Annotated in this window: 17 protein-coding genes; 15 read left to right on the top strand and 2 right to left on the bottom strand. The window is 69.9% G+C overall.

Annotated elements, in window-relative coordinates:
• Positions 1 to 58: 58 nt before the first annotated feature.
• The gene (locus AB0E85_RS08880; protein ID WP_361924129.1) at positions 59 to 1,288 is read right to left on the bottom strand and encodes a DUF349 domain-containing protein; all 1,230 of its coding nucleotides are present in this window, start codon (positions 1,286 to 1,288) and stop codon (positions 59 to 61) included.
• Positions 1,289 to 1,425: 137 nt separating this feature from the next.
• A complete protein-coding gene (locus AB0E85_RS08875; RefSeq protein ID WP_361924127.1) occupies positions 1,426 to 2,271 on the bottom strand; it encodes a peptidylprolyl isomerase in 846 nt (281 codons plus the stop codon).
• A gap of 167 nt (positions 2,272 to 2,438) precedes the next feature.
• On the opposite strand from AB0E85_RS08875, the gene AB0E85_RS08870 reads away from it, so the two are divergent.
• The 15 genes from AB0E85_RS08870 (at position 2,439) to aroB (ending at position 17,843) form a co-directional block, all read left to right on the top strand.
• Positions 2,439 to 3,146, top strand: a complete 708-nt coding sequence (locus AB0E85_RS08870; protein ID WP_361924125.1) for an MBL fold metallo-hydrolase — start codon at positions 2,439 to 2,441, stop codon at positions 3,144 to 3,146.
• A gap of 11 nt (positions 3,147 to 3,157) precedes the next feature.
• The gene (gene hisS, locus AB0E85_RS08865) at positions 3,158 to 4,420 is read left to right on the top strand and encodes a histidine--tRNA ligase (protein WP_361306679.1); all 1,263 of its coding nucleotides are present in this window, start codon (positions 3,158 to 3,160) and stop codon (positions 4,418 to 4,420) included.
• 255 nt (positions 4,421 to 4,675) lie between these two features.
• On the top strand, positions 4,676 to 5,332 hold the full coding sequence (locus AB0E85_RS08860; protein ID WP_361924123.1) for a vitamin K epoxide reductase family protein: 657 nt from the start codon (positions 4,676 to 4,678) through the stop codon (positions 5,330 to 5,332).
• A 56-nt stretch (positions 5,333 to 5,388) separates the two neighbouring features.
• Entirely contained in the window at positions 5,389 to 6,741 is a 1,353-nt protein-coding gene (locus AB0E85_RS08855; RefSeq protein ID WP_361924121.1) for a replication-associated recombination protein A, read from the top strand.
• A gap of 305 nt (positions 6,742 to 7,046) precedes the next feature.
• Positions 7,047 to 7,661 carry a 30S ribosomal protein S4 gene (gene rpsD, locus AB0E85_RS08850; RefSeq protein ID WP_053668303.1) on the top strand — a complete coding sequence of 205 codons (615 nt, stop codon included), beginning with the start codon at positions 7,047 to 7,049 and terminating at the stop codon, positions 7,659 to 7,661.
• A 176-nt stretch (positions 7,662 to 7,837) separates the two neighbouring features.
• Positions 7,838 to 8,278: a DUF948 domain-containing protein gene (locus AB0E85_RS08845; protein ID WP_161364051.1), complete on the top strand. Its 441-nt coding sequence runs from the start codon at positions 7,838 to 7,840 to the stop codon at positions 8,276 to 8,278.
• A 9-nt stretch (positions 8,279 to 8,287) separates the two neighbouring features.
• Positions 8,288 to 8,641 (top strand): hypothetical protein, encoded by a 354-nt coding sequence (locus tag AB0E85_RS08840; protein WP_361924118.1) that lies wholly within the window; start codon positions 8,288 to 8,290, stop codon positions 8,639 to 8,641.
• Entirely contained in the window at positions 8,641 to 11,310 is a 2,670-nt protein-coding gene (alaS, locus tag AB0E85_RS08835) for an alanine--tRNA ligase (RefSeq protein WP_361924116.1), read from the top strand. The genes AB0E85_RS08840 and alaS overlap by 1 nt, the downstream gene beginning before the upstream one ends.
• 17 nt (positions 11,311 to 11,327) lie before the next feature.
• Entirely contained in the window at positions 11,328 to 11,792 is a 465-nt protein-coding gene (gene ruvX, locus AB0E85_RS08830) for a Holliday junction resolvase RuvX (RefSeq protein WP_107458321.1), read from the top strand.
• A gap of 121 nt (positions 11,793 to 11,913) precedes the next feature.
• Positions 11,914 to 13,644 (top strand): endolytic transglycosylase MltG, encoded by a 1,731-nt coding sequence (gene mltG, locus AB0E85_RS08825; RefSeq protein ID WP_361924113.1) that lies wholly within the window; start codon positions 11,914 to 11,916, stop codon positions 13,642 to 13,644.
• Positions 13,625 to 14,464 (top strand): shikimate dehydrogenase, encoded by an 840-nt coding sequence (locus AB0E85_RS08820; protein WP_361924111.1) that lies wholly within the window; start codon positions 13,625 to 13,627, stop codon positions 14,462 to 14,464. Before mltG ends, AB0E85_RS08820 begins: the two co-directional genes overlap by 20 nt.
• A gap of 51 nt (positions 14,465 to 14,515) precedes the next feature.
• Positions 14,516 to 14,917, top strand: a complete 402-nt coding sequence (locus AB0E85_RS08815; protein ID WP_361924109.1) for a hypothetical protein — start codon at positions 14,516 to 14,518, stop codon at positions 14,915 to 14,917.
• Between the two features lie 141 nt (positions 14,918 to 15,058).
• Positions 15,059 to 16,243, top strand: a complete 1,185-nt coding sequence (gene aroC, locus AB0E85_RS08810; protein ID WP_361924107.1) for a chorismate synthase — start codon at positions 15,059 to 15,061, stop codon at positions 16,241 to 16,243.
• Positions 16,240 to 16,755, top strand: coding sequence for a shikimate kinase (locus AB0E85_RS08805; RefSeq protein WP_361924105.1), 516 nt, complete (start codon positions 16,240 to 16,242; stop codon positions 16,753 to 16,755). The genes aroC and AB0E85_RS08805 overlap by 4 nt, the downstream gene beginning before the upstream one ends.
• Complete coding sequence (aroB, locus tag AB0E85_RS08800; RefSeq protein WP_361924103.1) at positions 16,752 to 17,843, top strand: 3-dehydroquinate synthase; 1,092 nt, start codon at positions 16,752 to 16,754, stop codon at positions 17,841 to 17,843. Before AB0E85_RS08805 ends, aroB begins: the two co-directional genes overlap by 4 nt.
• Positions 17,844 to 17,878: the final 35 nt, after the last annotated feature.

Genomic DNA, 17,878 nt, shown 5'->3' with positions numbered 1-17,878 from the left:
CGACCACACGAAAGGGGCTCCCGTACACGGTGTACGGGAGCCCCTTCCGGTCGACTGCTCAGCCGCCGAACTCCTGGAGGCCCTTCAGCGCCTGGTCCAGCAGCGCCTGCCGGCCGTCGAGCTCACGCTGGAGCTTGTCGGCCTTGGCGTTGTTGCCCTGCGCGCGGGCCTGCTCGATCTGGCCCCGCAGCTTGTCCACGGCGGCCTGGAGCTGGCCGGTCAGACCCTCGGCACGCGCGCGTGCCTCCGGGTTCGTGCGGCGCCACTCGGCCTCCTCGGCCTCCTGGATGGCCCGCTCGACCGCGTGCATCCGGCCCTCGACCTTCGGCCGGGCGTCGCGCGGTACGTGGCCGATGGCCTCCCAGCGCTCGTTCACGTTCCGGAAGGCGGCCCGGGCCGCCTTGAGGTCCGTGACCGGCAGGAGCTTCTCGGCCTCCTCGGCCAGCTCCTCCTTGAGCTTGAGGTTCTCCGACTGCTCGGCGTCACGCTCGGCGAAGACCGAGCTGCGGGCCGCGAAGAACACGTCCTGGGCGCCGCGGAAGCGGTTCCACAGGTCGTCCTCGTGCTCGCGCTGGGCGCGGCCCGCGGCCTTCCACTCGGACATCAGCTCGCGGTAGCGCGCCGCCGTCACGCCCCAGTCCGTCGAGTTCGACAGCGCCTCGGCCTCGGAGACCAGCCGCTCCTTGGTCTTGCGGGCCTCCTCGCGCTGCGCGTCCAGCTGCGCGAAGTGCTGCTTGCGCCGCTTGGAGAACGCCGACCGCGCGTGCGAGAACCGGTGCCACAGCTCGTCGTCGGACTTGCGGTCCAGACGCGGCAGACCCTTCCACGTGTCCACCAGGGCCCGCAGCCGCTCACCGGCCGCCCGCCATTGGTCGGACTGCGACAGCTCCTCCGCCTCGGCGACCAGAGCCTCCTTCGACCTGCGCGCCTCGTCGGACTGCTTCGCCCGCTGCGCCTTGCGCTCCTCGCGGCGCGCCTCCACCAGCTCCACGAGCTTGTCCAGCCGGACCCGCAGGGCGTCCAGGTCGCCCACCACGTGGTGGGCGTCGACCTGCTCCCGGATGTGGTCGATGGCGGCCTGGGCGTCCTTCGCCGACAGGTCGGTGGTCTTCACTCGCTTCTCGAGGAGGCCGATCTCGACAACCAGGCCCTCGTACTTGCGCTCGAAATAGGCCAGCGCCTCCTCGGGGGAGCCTGCCTGCCAGGAACCGACGACCTGCTCGCCATCGGCCGTACGCACGTACACGGTCCCCGTCTCGTCGACGCGGCCCCACGGGTCGCTGCTCACAGCGCCTCCTCCACATGATGCCTGCGAGGGGCCTGAAGCTCCCCCGGGCATCGTCCACAGTTTCGTCACGGCCAACATAGGCGACCGGCGGGGGGCCTGTCCGCATCCCGCGCGACCGAAATTTCGCAGTTGAGGGGTCAGGATTTCGTGATCGTGGCCTTGTTGATCACGACCGTCGCGTTGGGCGCCGTGTTACCCGTCTGCGGGTCGGGGGCCTGCGCTCCGGCGTCGGCGATCTTCTTCAGGACCTTCATGCCCGCCTCGGACACCGTACCGAACGGTGTGTAGTCGGGCGGCAGCTGACTGTCCTGGTAGACGAGGAAGAACTGGCTGCCGCCGCTGTCGCGGCCCTGCTTCGTCTGGGCGTTGTACTGGTTCGCCATCGCGACCGTGCCCGCCGGGTAGATCCCGCCCTTGAGGCTCTTGTCCTTGAGGTTCTCGTCCGGGATGGTGTAGCCCGGCCCGCCCATGCCGGTGCCCTGCGGGTCACCGCACTGCAGGACGTAGATGTTCTGGGCCGTGAGCCGGTGGCACTTGCTGTGGTCCAGGTAGCCCTTGCCGAGAAGGAAGTTGAACGAGTTCACGGTGTGCGGCGCCGCCGACGCCTTCAGCGCGACGTCTATCTCGCCGCAGGTCGTGTCCAGCTTCATCGTGTACTTCGCCGACTCGTCGATGGTCATGGCCGGTTCCTTCTTCCAGGTCTCCGACTTGACCTTGCCCGGAGCCGGCTTCTCGCACGGGTCCGGGGCTTTGCTCGGGGTGGCACTCGGGGTGACGTCCGCGTTCGCGTTCTCCGTCTTGCCGTCGTCCTCGAACGGCTTGGTCAGGAAGACCGTCACCGAGAGCACCACGATCACGCCGAGAGCCGAGGCGATCACGGAGTTGCGGATACGGGCCTTGCGTCGCGCGTCCGTGCGTCGCTGCTGCTGCCGCAAGAACTTCTCCCGGGCGAGCTGACGCCGCCGCTGTTCCTGGCTGACCACCGGGTTCTCTCCTCATGGGTCTCGAACGTCGACCGGTACGCGTGCGTCCTGTGTGCCGACCGCCTGCGTGTGCCCCGTACCGTATATGGGTTCGCTGAGGAATCGGCAGCGCCGGTAGGCTCTGTGAGCAGCCGTAGCCGCCCGTATCGACACAACGAAGGACGATCGTGCTCATTGCCGGGTTCCCCGCCGGGGCCTGGGGGACGAACTGCTACCTCGTCGCCCCCGCCGCCGGTGAGGAGTGCGTGATCATCGACCCCGGCCATCAGGCCGCCGACGGCGTCGCGGAAGCGGTCAGGAAGCATCGGCTCAAGCCCGTCGCCGTCGTCCTCACCCACGGTCACATCGACCACGTGGCCTCGGTCGTCCCGGTGTGCGGCGCGCACGACGTGCCGGCCTGGATCCACCCCGACGACCGGTACATGATGAGCGACCCCGAGAAGGCGCTCGGCCGTTCCATCGGGATGCCGCTGATGGGCGAGCTGACCGTGGGGGAGCCCGATGACGTCAAGGAGCTCGCCGACGGGGCGAAGCTGGAGCTGGCGGGCCTGGAGCTGTCCGTCGCGCACGCACCCGGCCATACCAAGGGGTCGGTGACCTTCGGCATGCCCGAGGCGGCGGACATCCCGCCGATCCTCTTCTCGGGCGACCTGCTGTTCGCCGGCTCCATCGGACGCACCGACCTGCCCGGCGGCGACATGGCCGACATGCTCGACTCGCTGGGCCGCGTGTGCCTGCCGCTCGACGACTCGACCGTGGTGCTGTCCGGCCACGGCCCCCAGACGACCATCGGCCAGGAGCGCTCCACCAATCCGTATCTGCGACAGGTGGCCGCCGGCCAGGGACCCGCTCAGGCTCCCCGACGAGGAATGTGACGAGACCTTCCGTGAGCACCTTCAAGGCCCCCAAGGGCACGTACGACCTGATCCCGCCGGACAGCGCCAAGTACCTCGCCGTCCGCGAGGCGATCGCCGCTCCGCTGCGCAACTCCGGCTACGGCTACATCGAGACGCCCGGCTTCGAGAACGTCGAACTCTTCGCACGCGGGGTCGGTGAGTCCACCGACATCGTGACCAAGGAGATGTACGCCTTCGAGACCAAGGGCGGCGACAGGCTCGCCCTGCGTCCCGAGGGCACGGCCTCCGTCCTGCGCGCCGCGCTGGAGGCCAACCTGCACAAGGCCGGCAACCTCCCGGTCAAGCTCTGGTACTCCGGTTCGTACTACCGCTACGAGCGCCCCCAGAAGGGCCGTTACCGCCACTTCTCCCAGGTCGGTGCCGAGGCGATCGGCGCGGAGGACCCGGCGCTCGACGCCGAGCTGATCATCCTGGCCGACCAGGCGTACCGCTCGCTGGGCCTGAGCAACTTCCGGATCCTCCTCAACAGCCTCGGCGACCAGGAGTGCCGCCCCGTCTACCGGTCGGCGCTCCAGGAGTTCCTGCGCGGCCTCGACCTGGACGAGGACACCCTGCGCCGCGCCGAGATCAACCCGCTGCGCGTCCTGGACGACAAGCGCGAGTCGGTCCAGAAGCAGCTCGGGGACGCACCGCTGCTGCGCGACTACCTGTGCGACGCGTGCAAGGCGTACCACGAGGAGGTCCGCGAGCTGATCACGGCGGCGGGCGTCACCTTCGAGGACGACCCGAAGCTGGTCCGCGGCCTCGACTACTACACCCGCACCACCTTCGAGTTCGTCCACGACGGCCTCGGCTCGCAGTCCGCGGTGGGCGGCGGCGGCCGCTACGACGGCCTGTCCGAGATGATCGGCGGCCCCGCGCTGCCGTCCGTCGGCTGGGCCCTCGGCGTCGACCGCACGGTCCTCGCCCTTGAAGCGGAGGGCGTCGAGCTCGAACTGCCCGCCACCACCAGCGTGTTCGCCGTCCCGCTCGGCGAGGAGGCCCGCCGCGTCCTGTTCGCCAAGGTCACCGAGCTGCGCAAGAACGGCATCGCGGCCGACTTCTCCTATGGCGGCAAGGGCCTCAAGGGCGCGATGAAGAACGCCAACCGCAGCGGCGCCCGCTACACGGTCGTCGCCGGCGAACGCGACCTCGCCGAGGGCGTCGTCCAGCTCAAGGACATGGAGTCGGGCGAGCAGACGGCGGTCGGCGTGAACGAGATCGTGGCGGAGCTGGAAGCACGCCTGGGCTGAATCACCCGCCGGCACGGCAACGGCCTCGGCCTTCACAGCCCATGCGGCTGCGGCGGTCGAGGCCGTCGCCGTTCACGCCGGTCAGCCCTGCTTTCGTACCCCTGTGCTGTCGTGCGACAGGCGTCGGCCGAAAAGCACCCCTCAGGGACGACCGGGCGGCCATCCTTATGTCCACTGAACGGTGGACACGGGCCCCTGTGCGGCACAATGGCCCTGCCCGAAGATGTTCAGGTCTCAAGTGACGGAATCGGCGTGATGAGCAAGACGACAGTCAGGGACGTCTCCACCGAGTCCGAGCCGGAGCGCCCCGAGAGCGCGCCCCGCGCGGAGGGCGGCAGCCGGGCCCTGGCCCTGCTGCTGGTGATCACCGGCGCGGCCGGCCTGCTCGCCTCGTGGGTCATCACGATCGACAAGTTCAAGATCCTCGAGGCCAAGGTCGCGGGCACGACGTTCACGCCCGGGTGCAGCCTCAACCCCGTGGTCTCCTGCGGCAGCGTCATGGAGAGCAAGCAGGCCGCGGTCTTCGGCTTCCCGAACCCGATGCTCGGCATCGTCTGCTACGGGATCGTCATCGGCGTCGGCATGAGCCTGCTTGCTCGCGCCCGCTTCCCGCGCTGGTACTGGCTCACCTTCAACGCCGGCTGCCTCTTCGGCGTGAGCTTCTGCGCCTGGCTGATGTTCCAGTCCCTGTACCGGATCAACGCGCTCTGCCTGTGGTGCAGCCTGGCCTGGGTCGCCACGATCCTGATGTTCTGGTACGTGACGTCGTTCAACATCCGCAAGGGCTTCCTGCCCGCCCCGAGCTGGCTCAAGAGCTTCTTCGGCGAGTTCACGTGGGTCATGCCCGTGCTGCACATCGGCATCATCGGCATGCTGATCCTGACCCGCTGGTGGGACTTCTGGCTCAGCTGAGCCCCCGGCTGCCGGGCCCGGCCGGATTGTCGGTGCCGTGATTTAGGGTTTCTGACGTGGAGCCCGACCTGTTCACCGCCGCAGCCGAAGAACGCCAGGAGAAGGAGCCGTCCAGCAGTCCGCTGGCGGTGCGGATGCGCCCGCGCACCCTCGACGAGGTCGTGGGCCAGCAGCATCTGCTGAAGCCGGGCTCACCCCTGCGCAGACTGGTCGGGGAGGCCTCCGGCCCGGCCGGTCCCTCCTCGGTGCTGCTGTGGGGCCCGCCGGGCACCGGCAAGACCACCCTCGCCTACGTCGTCTCCAAGGCGACCGACGCCCGCTTCGTGGAGCTGTCGGCGATCACCGCCGGCGTCAAGGAGGTCCGCGCGGTCATCGACGGCGCCCGCCGCGCCTCCGGCGGGTACGGCAAGGAGACCGTCCTCTTCCTCGACGAGATCCACCGCTTCAGCAAGGCCCAGCAGGACTCCCTGCTCCCGGCCGTCGAGAACCGCTGGGTGACGCTCATCGCGGCGACGACGGAGAACCCGTACTTCTCGGTGATCTCGCCCCTGCTGTCCCGCTCCCTGCTGCTCACCCTCGAACCGCTCACGGACGACGACATCAGGGCCCTCATCCGGCGCGCCCTCACCGACGAGCGCGGCCTCAAGGACGCCGTCACCCTCCCCGAGGAGACCGAGAGCCACCTCCTGCGCATCGCCGGCGGCGACGCCCGGCGTGCCCTGACCGCCCTGGAGGCGGCCGCCGGAGCCGCCCTCGACAAGGGCGAGGCGGAGATCGGCCTGACCACCCTGGAGGAGACCGTCGACCGGGCCGCCGTGAAGTACGACCGCGACGGCGACCAGCACTACGACGTGGCCAGCGCCCTGATCAAGTCCATCCGCGGCTCCGACGTCGACGCGGCCCTGCACTACCTGGCCCGGATGATCGAGGCCGGTGAGGACCCCCGCTTCATCGCCCGGCGCCTGATGATCTCCGCCAGCGAGGACGTCGGCCTGGCCGACCCGACCGCCCTGCAGACGGCCGTCGCCGCCGCCCAGGCCGTCGCCATGATCGGCTTCCCCGAGGCCGCTCTCACCCTCAGCCACGCCACGATCGCCCTCGCCCTGGCGCCCAAGTCCAACGCCGCGACCACGGCGATCGGCGCCGCCCTGGCGGACGTACGCGAGGGACTGGCCGGTCCCGTCCCCGCCCACCTGCGCGACAGCCACTACAAGGGCGCCACCAAGCTCGGTCACGGCCAGGGCTACGTCTATCCGCACGACCTGCCCGAGGGCATCGCGGCCCAGCAGTACGCCCCCGACGAACTCAAAGACCGCGAGTACTACGAGCCGACCCGGCACGGGGCGGAGGCCCGCTACGCGGACGCGGTGGAGTGGACCCGGAAGAACCTCGGTCGAAAGCGGTCCTGAGCACCCTGTAAACTCGTCCGGAGTGCCGCGTCCCGTGCAGTCAGAACGGGACAGTCGGCCGGAGCCCGATCCTCCGGGACCGGCTCCAGGAGCGTCGCGCACCGTCGAACGGTGTCGCGGGCAGCCCACCACCACCGTCGCACGACGGAACCGGTCGGTGGGCCACTCGCGTGCTGCACGTATGTGCCCAGACCAGGGGAGCGGCTGCCCACCGGGGTCCACCAGGACCCAGGAGGGTTTCCCCGGCTGCGGATGCGACCTCCCTCAACCCTGACAAGCCGGAAACCAGGAAAGAGAAGAAGACAGTGGCGAACCAGTCCCGCCCCAAGGTCAAGAAGTCGCGTGCCCTCGGCATCGCGCTGACCCCGAAGGCCGTCAAGTACTTCGAGGCCCGCCCCTACCCGCCGGGTGAGCACGGCCGCGGCCGCAAGCAGAACTCGGACTACAAGGTCCGTCTGCTCGAGAAGCAGCGTCTGCGCGCGCAGTACGACGTGTCCGAGCGTCAGCTCGTCCGCGCCTACGACCGTGCCTCCAAGGTCCAGGGCAAGACCGGTGAGGCCCTGATCATCGAGCTGGAGCGCCGTCTCGACGCCCTGGTTCTGCGTTCGGGCATCGCCCGCACGATCTACCAGGCCCGCCAGATGGTCGTCCACGGCCACATCGCGGTCAACGGCAAGAAGGTCGACAAGCCCTCCTTCCGTGTCCGTCCGGACGACGTCGTGCAGGTTCGCGAGCGCTCCAAGGAGAAGACCCTCTTCACGATCGCTCGTGAGGGTGGCTTCGCCCCCGACGGTGAGACCCCGCGCTACCTCCAGGTGAACCTCAAGGCCCTGGCGTTCCGCCTGGACCGCGAGCCGAACCGCAAGGAGATCCCGGTGATCTGCGACGAGCAGCTCGTCGTCGAGTACTACGCCCGCTGATCCTCGGCAGGCACGCGGTACCCCAGCCCGCCGTCTCCCCACCTGTCCGGGTGGGCGAGGCGGCGGGCTTTCGCGATTCCCCTGCTCCCGCGCGGGAAACCGGTACGGAGCGCAACCTCCGGCGCGATAGGCTCGTCGCACGACTTTTTGATGTTCAGGCACGTTTCAGGGAGCGGGTGCACACAGTGTCCGGTGGAGAGGTGGCCGGGATCCTGGTGGCCGTCTTCTGGGCGATCCTGGTCTCCTTCCTCGCCGTCGCGCTGGCGAGGGTGGCCCAGACGCTCAAGGCGACCACCAAGCTCGTGGCGGACGTGACCGACCAGGCCGTCCCGCTGCTGGCCGACGCCTCCGCGGCGGTGCGATCCGCGCAGACACAGATCGACCGGGTCGACTCGATCGCCTCCGACGTCCAGGAGGTCACGTCGAACGCCTCGGCGCTGTCGACGACCGTCGCCTCCACCTTCGGCGGCCCTCTGGTCAAGGTCGCGGCCTTCGGCTACGGCGTGCGCCGGGCCCTCGGCGGCCGCAAGGAGGACGTGCCCGCCAAGGCGTCCAGGCGTACCGTGATCGTGGGCCGTACGGTCACCCGGCGCAGCGCCCGAGACAAGAGGGACTGAGAGCCAGCGATGTTCCGCCGCACCTTCTGGTTCACCACGGGCGTCGCCGCCGGTGTGTGGGCCACCACCAAGGTCAATCGCAAGCTGAAGCAGCTGACCCCCGAGAGCCTTGCCAGAACCGCCGGGAACAAGGCGATCGAGGCCGGCCACCGCATCAAGGACCGCGCCGTCGGCTTCGCGCTCGACGTCCGGGACAACATGGCCGTGCGGGAGGCCGAGCTGGGCGACGCCCTCGGGATCAACGAGAATCCCGAACTCCCCGGCCCCCGGCGGTTCACCGCCATCGAGAACCGCAACAACCCCAAGTATGTCGAGGGTTCGGCCTACCAGACGTACCCGTACAACCGGAATGAGGACCACTGATGGAGTCGGCTGAGATTCGCCGCCGCTGGTTGAGCTTCTTCGAGGAGCGCGGTCACACCGTCGTCCCTTCGGCGTCGCTCATCGCGGACGACCCGACTCTGCTCCTCGTCCCGGCCGGCATGGTGCCCTTCAAGCCCTACTTCCTGGGTGAGGTCAAGCCGCCCTTCGACCGCGCCACCAGCGTGCAGAAGTGCGTGCGCACGCCGGACATCGAAGAGGTCGGCAAGACCACCCGGCACGGCACGTTCTTCCAGATGTGCGGCAACTTCTCCTTCGGCGACTACTTCAAGGAAGGCGCCATCAAGCTCGCCTGGGAGCTGCTCACCTCGTCCCAGGACAAGGGCGGTTACGGCCTCGACCCCGAGCGCCTGTGGATCACCGTCTACCAGGACGACGACGAGGCCGAGCGCATCTGGCACCAGGTCGTCGGCGTGCCGCAGGAGCGCATCCAGCGCCTGGGCAAGAAGGACAACTACTGGGACATGGGCGTCCCCGGCCCCTGCGGCCCCTGCTCCGAGATCAACTACGACCGCGGCCCCGAGTTCGGCGTCGGGGGCGGCCCCGCCGTCAACGACGAGCGGTACGTGGAGATCTGGAACCTCGTCTTCATGCAGTACGAGCGGGGCGAGGGTCCGGGCAAGGACTACCCGATCCTCGGAGACCTGCCCAGTCAGAACATCGACACCGGCCTCGGGCTCGAGCGTCTCGCCATGATTTTGCAGGGCGTGCAGAACATGTACGAGATCGACACCTCGATGGCCGTCATCGACAAGGCCACCGAGCTGACCGGCGTCCGCTACGGCGACGCCCACGCCTCGGACGTCTCCCTGCGCGTGGTCACCGACCACATGCGCACCTCGGTGATGCTCATCGGCGACGGCGTCACCCCCGGCAACGAGGGCCGCGGCTATGTGCTGCGCCGCATCATGCGCCGCGCCATCCGCAACATGCGCCTGCTCGGCGCCACCGGTCCGGTCGTGAAGGACCTGATCGACACCGTGATCGAGATGATGGGCCAGCAGTACCCCGAGCTCATCACCGACCGCGAGCGCATCGAGAAGGTCGCCCTCGCCGAGGAGAACGCCTTCCTCAAGACGCTGAAGGCCGGCACCAACATCCTCGACACGGCCGTCACCGACACCAAGGCCTCCGGCGGCACCGTCCTGCCCGGCGACAAGGCCTTCCTGCTCCACGACACCTGGGGCTTCCCGATCGACCTCACCCTGGAGATGGCCGCCGAGCAGGGCCTCTCCGTGGACGAGGACGGCTTCCGCCGCCTGATGAAGGAGCAGCGGGAGCGCGCCAAGGCCGACGCCCAGGCCAAGAAGACCGGGCACGCCGGCACCGGTGCCTACCGCGAGATCGCCGACCAGGCCGGCGCCACCGACTTCATCGGCTACACCGACACCGAGAGCGAGTCCACGATCGTCGGCATCCTCGTCGACGGCGCCTCCTCGCCGGCCGCCACCGAGGGCGACGAGGTCGAGATCGTCCTCGACCGCACCCCGTTCTACGCCGAGGGCGGCGGTCAGATCGGCGACACCGGCAAGATCAAGGTCGACTCCGGCGCCGTCATCGAGATCCGCGACTGCCAGAAGCCGGTCCCGGGCGTGTACGTCCACAAGGGCGTCGTCCAGGTCGGCGAGGTCACCGTCGGCGCCAAGGCCCATGCCTCGATCGACGACCGCCGCCGCAAGGCCATCGCCCGCGCCCACTCGGCCACCCACCTGACGCACCAGGCCCTGCGCGACGCCCTCGGCCCGACGGCCGCCCAGGCCGGTTCCGAGAACCAGCCGGGCCGCTTCCGCTTCGACTTCGGCTCCCCGTCCGCCGTCCCGACGGCCGTGATGACCGATGTCGAGCAGAAGATCAACGAGGTGCTCGCCCGCGACCTCGATGTCCGTGCCGACGTCATGGGCATCGACGAGGCCAAGAAGCAGGGCGCCATCGCCGAGTTCGGTGAGAAGTACGGCGAGCGCGTGCGCGTGGTGACCATCGGCGACTTCTCCAAGGAGCTGTGCGGCGGCACCCACGTGCACAACACCGCCCAGCTCGGTCTGGTCAAGCTGCTCGGCGAGTCCTCCATCGGTTCCGGTGTGCGCCGCATCGAGGCCCTGGTCGGCGTGGACGCCTACAACTTCCTCGCCCGCGAGCACACGGTCGTCGCCCAGCTCCAGGAGCTGATCAAGGGCCGCCCGGAGGAGCTCCCGGAGAAGGTCTCCGCCATGCTCGGCAAGCTGAAGGACGCCGAGAAGGAGATCGAGAAGTTCCGCGCCGAGAAGGTCCTCCAGGCCGCCGCCGGTCTCGCCGAGTCCGCCAAGGACATCCGTGGCGTTGCCGTCGTGACCGGTCAGGTGCCGGACGGCACGACCGCCGACGACCTGCGCAAGCTCGTCCTTGACGTGCGCGGACGCATCCAGGGCGGACGGGCCGCCGTCGTCGCCCTGTTCACGGTGGCGAACGGCAAGCCGCTGACGGTCATCGCCACCAACGAGGCCGCCCGCGAGCGCGGCCTGAAGGCCGGCGACCTGGTCCGCACGGCTGCCAAGACCCTCGGCGGCGGCGGTGGCGGCAAGCCGGACGTCGCCCAGGGTGGCGGACAGAACCCGGCCGCCATCGGTGACGCCGTGGACGCCGTGGAGCGTCTGGTCACCGAGACCGCCAAGTAAGAGACAGGTCGGACAGCATGCGCAGAGGACGTCGACTCGCGATCGACGTCGGGGACGCCCGCATCGGGGTCGCCTCGTGCGACCCCGACGGGATCCTCGCCACCCCGGTGGAGACGGTCCCGGGGCGTGACATCCCCGCAGCTCAGCGACGGTTGAAGCAACTCGTCGAGGAGTACGAGCCCCTTGAGGTCGTGGTCGGCCTCCCGCGCTCCCTCAAGGGGGGCGAGGGCCCGGCCGCGGTCAAGGTCCGGGGCTTCGCCCAGGAACTGGCCCGCATGATCTCCCCGATTCCGGTGAGACTCGTCGACGAACGCATGACGACGGTGACGGCCAGTCAGGGACTGCGCGCCTCGGGCGTGAAATCCAAGAAGGGCCGGTCCGTCATCGACCAGGCGGCGGCTGTCGTCATCCTGCAACAGGCCCTCGAATCCGAACGGGTGTCAGGTAAAGCACCCGGCGAAGGCGTCGAAGTGGTCATCTGATCGCGATACGGTAACGTTCCGCGCGATGCGACGGCATTCGAACAGCCGCCGCACAGCAAGAGGCGGGACGGGAGCCGAGCCGGAAGCCGCGCGACCGCCGCCTCGCGGCTCTAGGGGATCGATGACTGAGTATGGCCGGGGCCAAGGCTCCGAACCGTGGCATCCGGAGGACCCGTTGTACGGGGACGGCGGATGGGGCGGACAGCAGGCCCATCAGGGTCAGCAGTCCCCCTACGGCGGCCAGCCGCAGCACTATCCAGAGCAGCCGCAGCAGTCGCAGTACGGCGACTGGGGCACCGGTGACCAGGCCGGATACGGTCAGGCGCAGCAGCAGTACCCGTACGACCAGCAGTACGTGGCACAGGCCCACGGGCACCAGCAGTACCCCGGGCAGGACCACGGACACCAGCAGGCTCAGGGCTACCACCAGCAGCAGTACGACACCGGCGGCTGGGCCAACGACCCCCACCAGCAGGCCTCGTACCCCGGTGACCCGGGAGATCCGTACGGCCAGCAGGCCGGTTCGTACGGCGGGGGCCGGCAGGACTACTACGGCACGCCTGACGCGTACCCACCCCCGGAGCCGCCCGGCCGGCGCGGGGCCGAGCCCGCTCAGGAGCCCGCCCAGGAACCGGCGACCGACTGGGACCCCGGCCCCGACCAGGGTGAACACGCCTTCTTCGCGGGCGGCGACGACGATGACGACGGCGACGAGCCGGGGGAGCGCCGAGGGCGCGAGGACAAGCGCGGGCGCGGCGGCGGCAAACCGAAGAAGCGCCGCAACGGCATGGCATGCCTGCTGGTCGTCGTGATCCTCGGCGGCGGCCTGGCCGGCGTCAGCTACTTCGGCTACCAGTTCTACCAGGATCGTTTCGGCGACGCCCCGGACTTCGCGGGCGGGGGCAACGGGCAGCAGGTGACGGTCGAGATCCCCGAGGGTGCACTCGGGTACAAGATCGGTCAGGTGCTGAAGAGCGCGGGGGTCGTCAAGAGCGTCGACGCCTTCGTCGCGGCCCAGCAGAGCAACCCCGAGGGCAAGAGCATCCAGGACGGCGTGTACACGCTGCAAAAGCAAATGTCGGCCGAGAGTGCGGTCGAACTGATGCTCAGTCCGAAGAGCCGCGACAACCTGATCATCGCGGAAGGCAAGCGCAACGCCGACATCTACCGGCTCATCGACAAGCGGCTGGGCGTCAAGGGTGGCACCACCGCCAAGGTCGCCGAGAAGGACTACAAGAAGCTGGGCCTGCCCGCCTGGGCGCTGAACCATCCGGATGTCAAGGATCCGCTCGAAGGCTTCCTCTACCCGTCCAGTTACGGCGTCAGCAAGGGGCAGAAGCCCGAAGCCGTGCTGAAGCAGATGGTGGCCCGGGCCGCCGCGACGTACAAGAAGGCCGGCGTCGAGACGAAGGCCAAGAGCCTCGGACTCGAGAACCCGTGGCAGCTGATCACCGTCGCGAGTCTCGTCCAGGCCGAAGGCAAGACGCACGACGATTTCCGCAAGATGGCCGAGGTGGTCTACAACCGCCTCAAGCCCACCAACACGGAGACCAACCAGCTGCTCCAGTTCGACTCGTCCTTCAACTACCTGAAGAACGAGAGCAACATTCACATCAGCGAGTCCGAGATCAACAGCAACAAGGACCCGTACAACACGTACACCAACAAGGGCCTGCCGCCCGGTCCGATCGGCAATCCGGGCGACGTCGCGTTGCAGGCGGCCCTGAACCCCACGAAGGACGGCTGGATCTACTTCGTGGCGACCGACGGCGTGAGCAAGACCGAGTTCGCCAAGACCCATGCGCAGTTCCTGAAGCTGAAGGAAAAGTTCGATGCCAGCTCGGGCAACTGACGCCCGCCGCGCCGGAGTGCTCGGCAGCCCCATCGCCCATTCCCTCTCCCCGGTGCTGCACCGCACCGCCTACCGGGAGTTGGGCCTGGAAGGGTGGACGTACGACAGGTTCGAGGTCGATGAGTCCGGGCTGCCCGCGTTCTTCGAGACGCTCGGTGCCGAGTGGGCCGGGCTCTCGCTGACCATGCCGCTGAAGCGGGCCGTGATCCCGCTGCTCGACGGGATCAGCGAGACGGCCGCCTCGGTCGAAGCCGTCAACACCGTGGTGTGCACCGAGGACGGGCGCAGGGTCGGGGACAACACCGACATCCCCGGCATGGTCGCCGCCCTGCGCGAGCACGGCATCGACGCGGTCGACTCCGCCGCCGTCCTCGGCGCCGGCGCCACCGCCTCCTCCGCGCTGGCCGCGCTGTCCCGGATCTGCCCGGGTGAGATCGCCGTCTACGTGCGCAGCGAGGCCCGGGCCGCCGAGATGCGGCAGTGGGCGGAGCGGCTCGACGTCGCCGTCCGCGTCGCCGACTGGGCGGACGCCGAGCAGGCCCTGCGTGCCCCGCTGGTGATCAGCACCACGCCGGCCGGTGTCACCGACGCCCTCGCCCGGTCCGTGCCGGAGCGCCCGGCGGCGCTCTTCGACGTCCTGTACGACCCCTGGCCGACCGACCTCGCCGCCCGCTGGTCGGCGTACGGCGGTGCCGTCGTCAGCGGTCTCGACCTGCTGGTGCACCAGGCCGTGCTCCAGGTCGAGCAGATGACGGGGCTGGCCCCGGCGCCCCTGGACGCCATGCGAAAAGCGGGCGAGCGGGCGCTGGCCGACCGATAAGATCCGCTCTCGGTTCCGCAGGGGGCGGAACAGGGGAGGGGAACGTCCGTCATGTCCGCAGGCCTGCCTCAGGCATCCGTCAAGTCCCAGATATTCGAGTCCGTGCTCGGATTCCTGCCCGACTGGGTGCAGATCACCGTGCTCGCCCTGATCGTGCTCGCCGTCGTGGCGTCCTGGGTCGTCAAGATCAAGCGCAAGATCGCCCACCGGCGCGCCGTCCGCACCGGACAGCCGGTCCACGCGGCGGCCCGGTACGGGCAGGGGCGCGGAGCGGACTACCTGGGAGAGTACGCGCCCCAGCAGGCGCAGCAGCAGGGCAGCGGCGCCGACCACCTGGGGGCGTACGCCCCACCGGCCCAGCCCGCGCAGCAGCCGAGCGGTGCCGACTTCCTCGGGTCGTACGCGCCCCGGCAGCGTCAGACGGACGGTCCGTCCGCGAACGCGTCCGCTTGATGGACCGGCCGCCGGGCGAACGGCCCCGGCGTGGGAGGATCGGGGGTGGCGGACCGGGCCGCGCACCCGGTCACGCCGTCGCCGTACGCGACGAGGCGCGTACGCAGGGCAGTACCGGGGCGCGAGCATTGAGGAGCACCGTTGAGCAGGTTGCGCTGGCTGACCGCGGGGGAGTCCCACGGTCCCGCACTCGTCGCGACGCTGGAGGGCCTTCCCGCCGGCGTGCCGATCACCACGGACATGGTGGCGGACCATCTCGCGAGGCGGCGCCTGGGCTATGGACGCGGTGCCCGGATGAAGTTCGAGCGCGATGAGGTCACCTTCCTCGGCGGCGTCCGGCACGGCCTCACCCTCGGCTCCCCGGTCGCGATCATGGTCGGCAACACCGAGTGGCCCAAGTGGGAACAGGTCATGGCGGCCGACCCGGTCGACCCGGAGATCCTCGCCGGGCTCGCCCGCAACGCCCCGCTGACCCGGCCGCGCCCCGGCCATGCCGACCTCGCGGGCATGCAGAAGTACGGCTTCGACGAGGCCCGGCCGATCCTGGAGCGCGCCTCCGCGCGTGAGACCGCCGCTCGCGTGGCACTGGGCGCGGTGGCCCGGTCGTACCTCAAGGAGACCACCGGCGTCGAGATCGTCTCGCACGTGGTGGAGCTGGCGGCGGCAAAGGCGCCGAAGGGCGTGTACCCGGCCCCGGCCGATGTCGAGAGGCTGGACGCGGACCCCGTGCGCTGCCTGGACGCCGACGCGTCGAAGGCGATGGTCGCCGAGATCGACCAGGCCCACAAGGACGGCGACACCCTCGGCGGCGTGGTCGAGATCCTGGCCTACGGCGTGCCCGTCGGCCTCGGTTCGCACGTGCACTGGGACCGCAAGCTGGACGCCCGGCTCGCCGGCGCCCTCATGGGCATCCAGGCGATCAAGGGCGTAGAGATCGGCGACGGCTTCGAGCTGGCCCGGGTGCCCGGCTCCAAGGCGCACGACGAGATCGTGAGGACCGACGACGGCATCCGGCGCACCTCCGGCCGCTCCGGCGGCACCGAGGGCGGTCTGACCACCGGTGAGCTGCTGCGCGTCCGCGCCGCGATGAAGCCGATCGCGACCGTGCCGCGCGCCCTGAAGACCGTGGACGTCACCACCGGCGAGGCCACGCAGGCCCACCACCAGCGCTCCGACGTCTCCGCGGTCCCGGCCGCCGGCATCGTGGCCGAGGCCATGGTGGCCCTGGTGCTCGCGGACGCGGTGGCGGAGAAGTTCGGCGGCGACTCGGTGGCCGAGACCCGCCGCAACGTGACGTCGTACCTCGACAACCTCGCCATCCGATGAGCGGCCCGCTGGTCGTCCTGGTCGGCCCGATGGGCGTCGGCAAGTCCACCGTCGGGCGGTTGCTGGCCGAGCGGCTCGGTGTCTCCTACCGGGACACCGACGACGACATCGTCGCCGAGCAGGGCAGGACCATCGCCGAGATCTTCGTCGACGAGGGCGAGTCGGCCTTCCGGGCGATCGAGAAGACGGCCGTGCACCGGGCACTCGCCGAGCACGACGGCATCCTGGCCCTGGGCGGCGGCGCGATCCTCGACGCCGGTACGCGCGCCCTGCTCGCCGGGCAGCGGGTGGCGTACCTGTCGATGGACGTCGAGGAGGCGGTCAAGCGCACCGGCCTCAACGCGGCCCGGCCCCTGCTCGCGGTCAACCCGCGCAAGCAGTGGCGCGAGCTGATGGAGGCCCGCCGCCACCTGTACGAAGAGGTCGCCACGGCCGTCGTCGCAACCGACGGCCGTACGCCCGAAGAGGTCACCGAAGCCGCCCTGGACGCACTGGAGTTGAAAGAAGCATGAGCGAGGCAGTCACGCGGATCCAGGTCGGCGGCACCGCGGGGACCGACCCGTACGAGGTCCTCGTGGGCCGGCAGCTGCTGGGTGAACTCGGCGGGCTGATCGGTGAGAAGGCCCAGCGGGTCGCCATCGTCCACCCCGAGGCGCTCGCCGAGACCGGCGACGCGCTGCGGGCAGACCTGGCCGAGCAGGGCTACGAGGTGGTCGCCGTCCAGGTGCCCAACGCGGAGGAGGCCAAGACCGCCGAGGTCGCCGCCTACTGCTGGAAGGCGCTGGGCCAGTCCGGCTTCACGCGCACGGACGTCGTCGTCGGCGTCGGCGGCGGCGCGACCACGGACCTCGCCGGGTTCGTCGCCGCCACCTGGCTGCGCGGGGTGCGCTGGGTCGCCATCCCGACCACCGTGCTCGCCATGGTGGACGCGGCCGTCGGCGGCAAGACCGGCATCAACACCGCCGAGGGCAAGAACCTCGTCGGCGCCTTCCACCCGCCCGCCGGTGTGCTGTGCGACCTGGCCGCGCTGGACTCCCTGCCGGTCAACGACTACGTCTCCGGGCTCGCCGAGGTCATCAAGGCCGGCTTCATCGCCGACCCGGTCATCCTGGACCTCATCGAGTCCGATCCCGAGGCGGCCCGCACCCCGGCCGGCCCGCACACCGCCGAGCTCATCGAGCGCTCCATCCGGGTCAAGGCCGACGTCGTGTCGTCGGACCTGAAGGAGTCGGGCCTGCGCGAGATCCTCAACTACGGCCACACGCTCGGTCACGCCATCGAGAAGAACGAGCGCTACAAGTGGCGCCACGGCGCGGCGGTCTCGGTCGGCATGCACTTCGCCGCCGAACTGGGGCGCCTGGCAGGCCGGCTGGACGACGCGACGGCCGACCGCCACCGCACCATCCTCGAAGCGGTCGGACTGCCCCTGCACTACCGGTACGACCAGTGGCCCAAGCTGCTGGAGACCATGAAGGTCGACAAGAAGTCCCGCGGCAACCTGCTGCGCTTCATCGTCCTCGACGGCCTGGCCAAGCCCACCGTCCTGGAGGGACCCGACCCGGCCGTGCTGCTCGCCGCCTACGGCGAAGTGGGGCAGTAAGTCCCCGGTCGCTCCTTCCGCCCGAAACCACCTTG

This window comes from Streptomyces sp. NPDC029044, assembly GCF_040637495.1.
GTDB lineage: Bacteria > Actinomycetota > Actinomycetes > Streptomycetales > Streptomycetaceae > Streptomyces.
Note: the sequence above shows the minus strand (reverse complement) of the source record. Positions and strands in the feature narration are given on the sequence as shown.

Excerpts from the sequence above, each read along its gene's own strand:
- ruvX (WP_107458321.1), top strand. The coding sequence starts at position 11,328 with ATGCGCAGAGGACGTCGACTCGCGATCGACGTCGGGGACGCCCGCATC.
- AB0E85_RS08840 (WP_361924118.1), top strand. The coding sequence starts at position 8,288 with ATGTTCCGCCGCACCTTCTGGTTCACCACGGGCGTCGCCGCCGGTGTG.
- AB0E85_RS08815 (WP_361924109.1), top strand. The coding sequence starts at position 14,516 with ATGTCCGCAGGCCTGCCTCAGGCATCCGTCAAGTCCCAGATATTCGAG.
- AB0E85_RS08860 (WP_361924123.1), top strand. The coding sequence starts at position 4,676 with ATGAGCAAGACGACAGTCAGGGACGTCTCCACCGAGTCCGAGCCGGAG.
- mltG (WP_361924113.1), top strand. The coding sequence starts at position 11,914 with ATGACTGAGTATGGCCGGGGCCAAGGCTCCGAACCGTGGCATCCGGAG.
- aroB (WP_361924103.1), top strand. The coding sequence starts at position 16,752 with ATGAGCGAGGCAGTCACGCGGATCCAGGTCGGCGGCACCGCGGGGACC.
- AB0E85_RS08820 (WP_361924111.1), top strand. The coding sequence starts at position 13,625 with ATGCCAGCTCGGGCAACTGACGCCCGCCGCGCCGGAGTGCTCGGCAGC.
- alaS (WP_361924116.1), top strand. The coding sequence starts at position 8,641 with ATGGAGTCGGCTGAGATTCGCCGCCGCTGGTTGAGCTTCTTCGAGGAG.
- AB0E85_RS08805 (WP_361924105.1), top strand. The coding sequence starts at position 16,240 with ATGAGCGGCCCGCTGGTCGTCCTGGTCGGCCCGATGGGCGTCGGCAAG.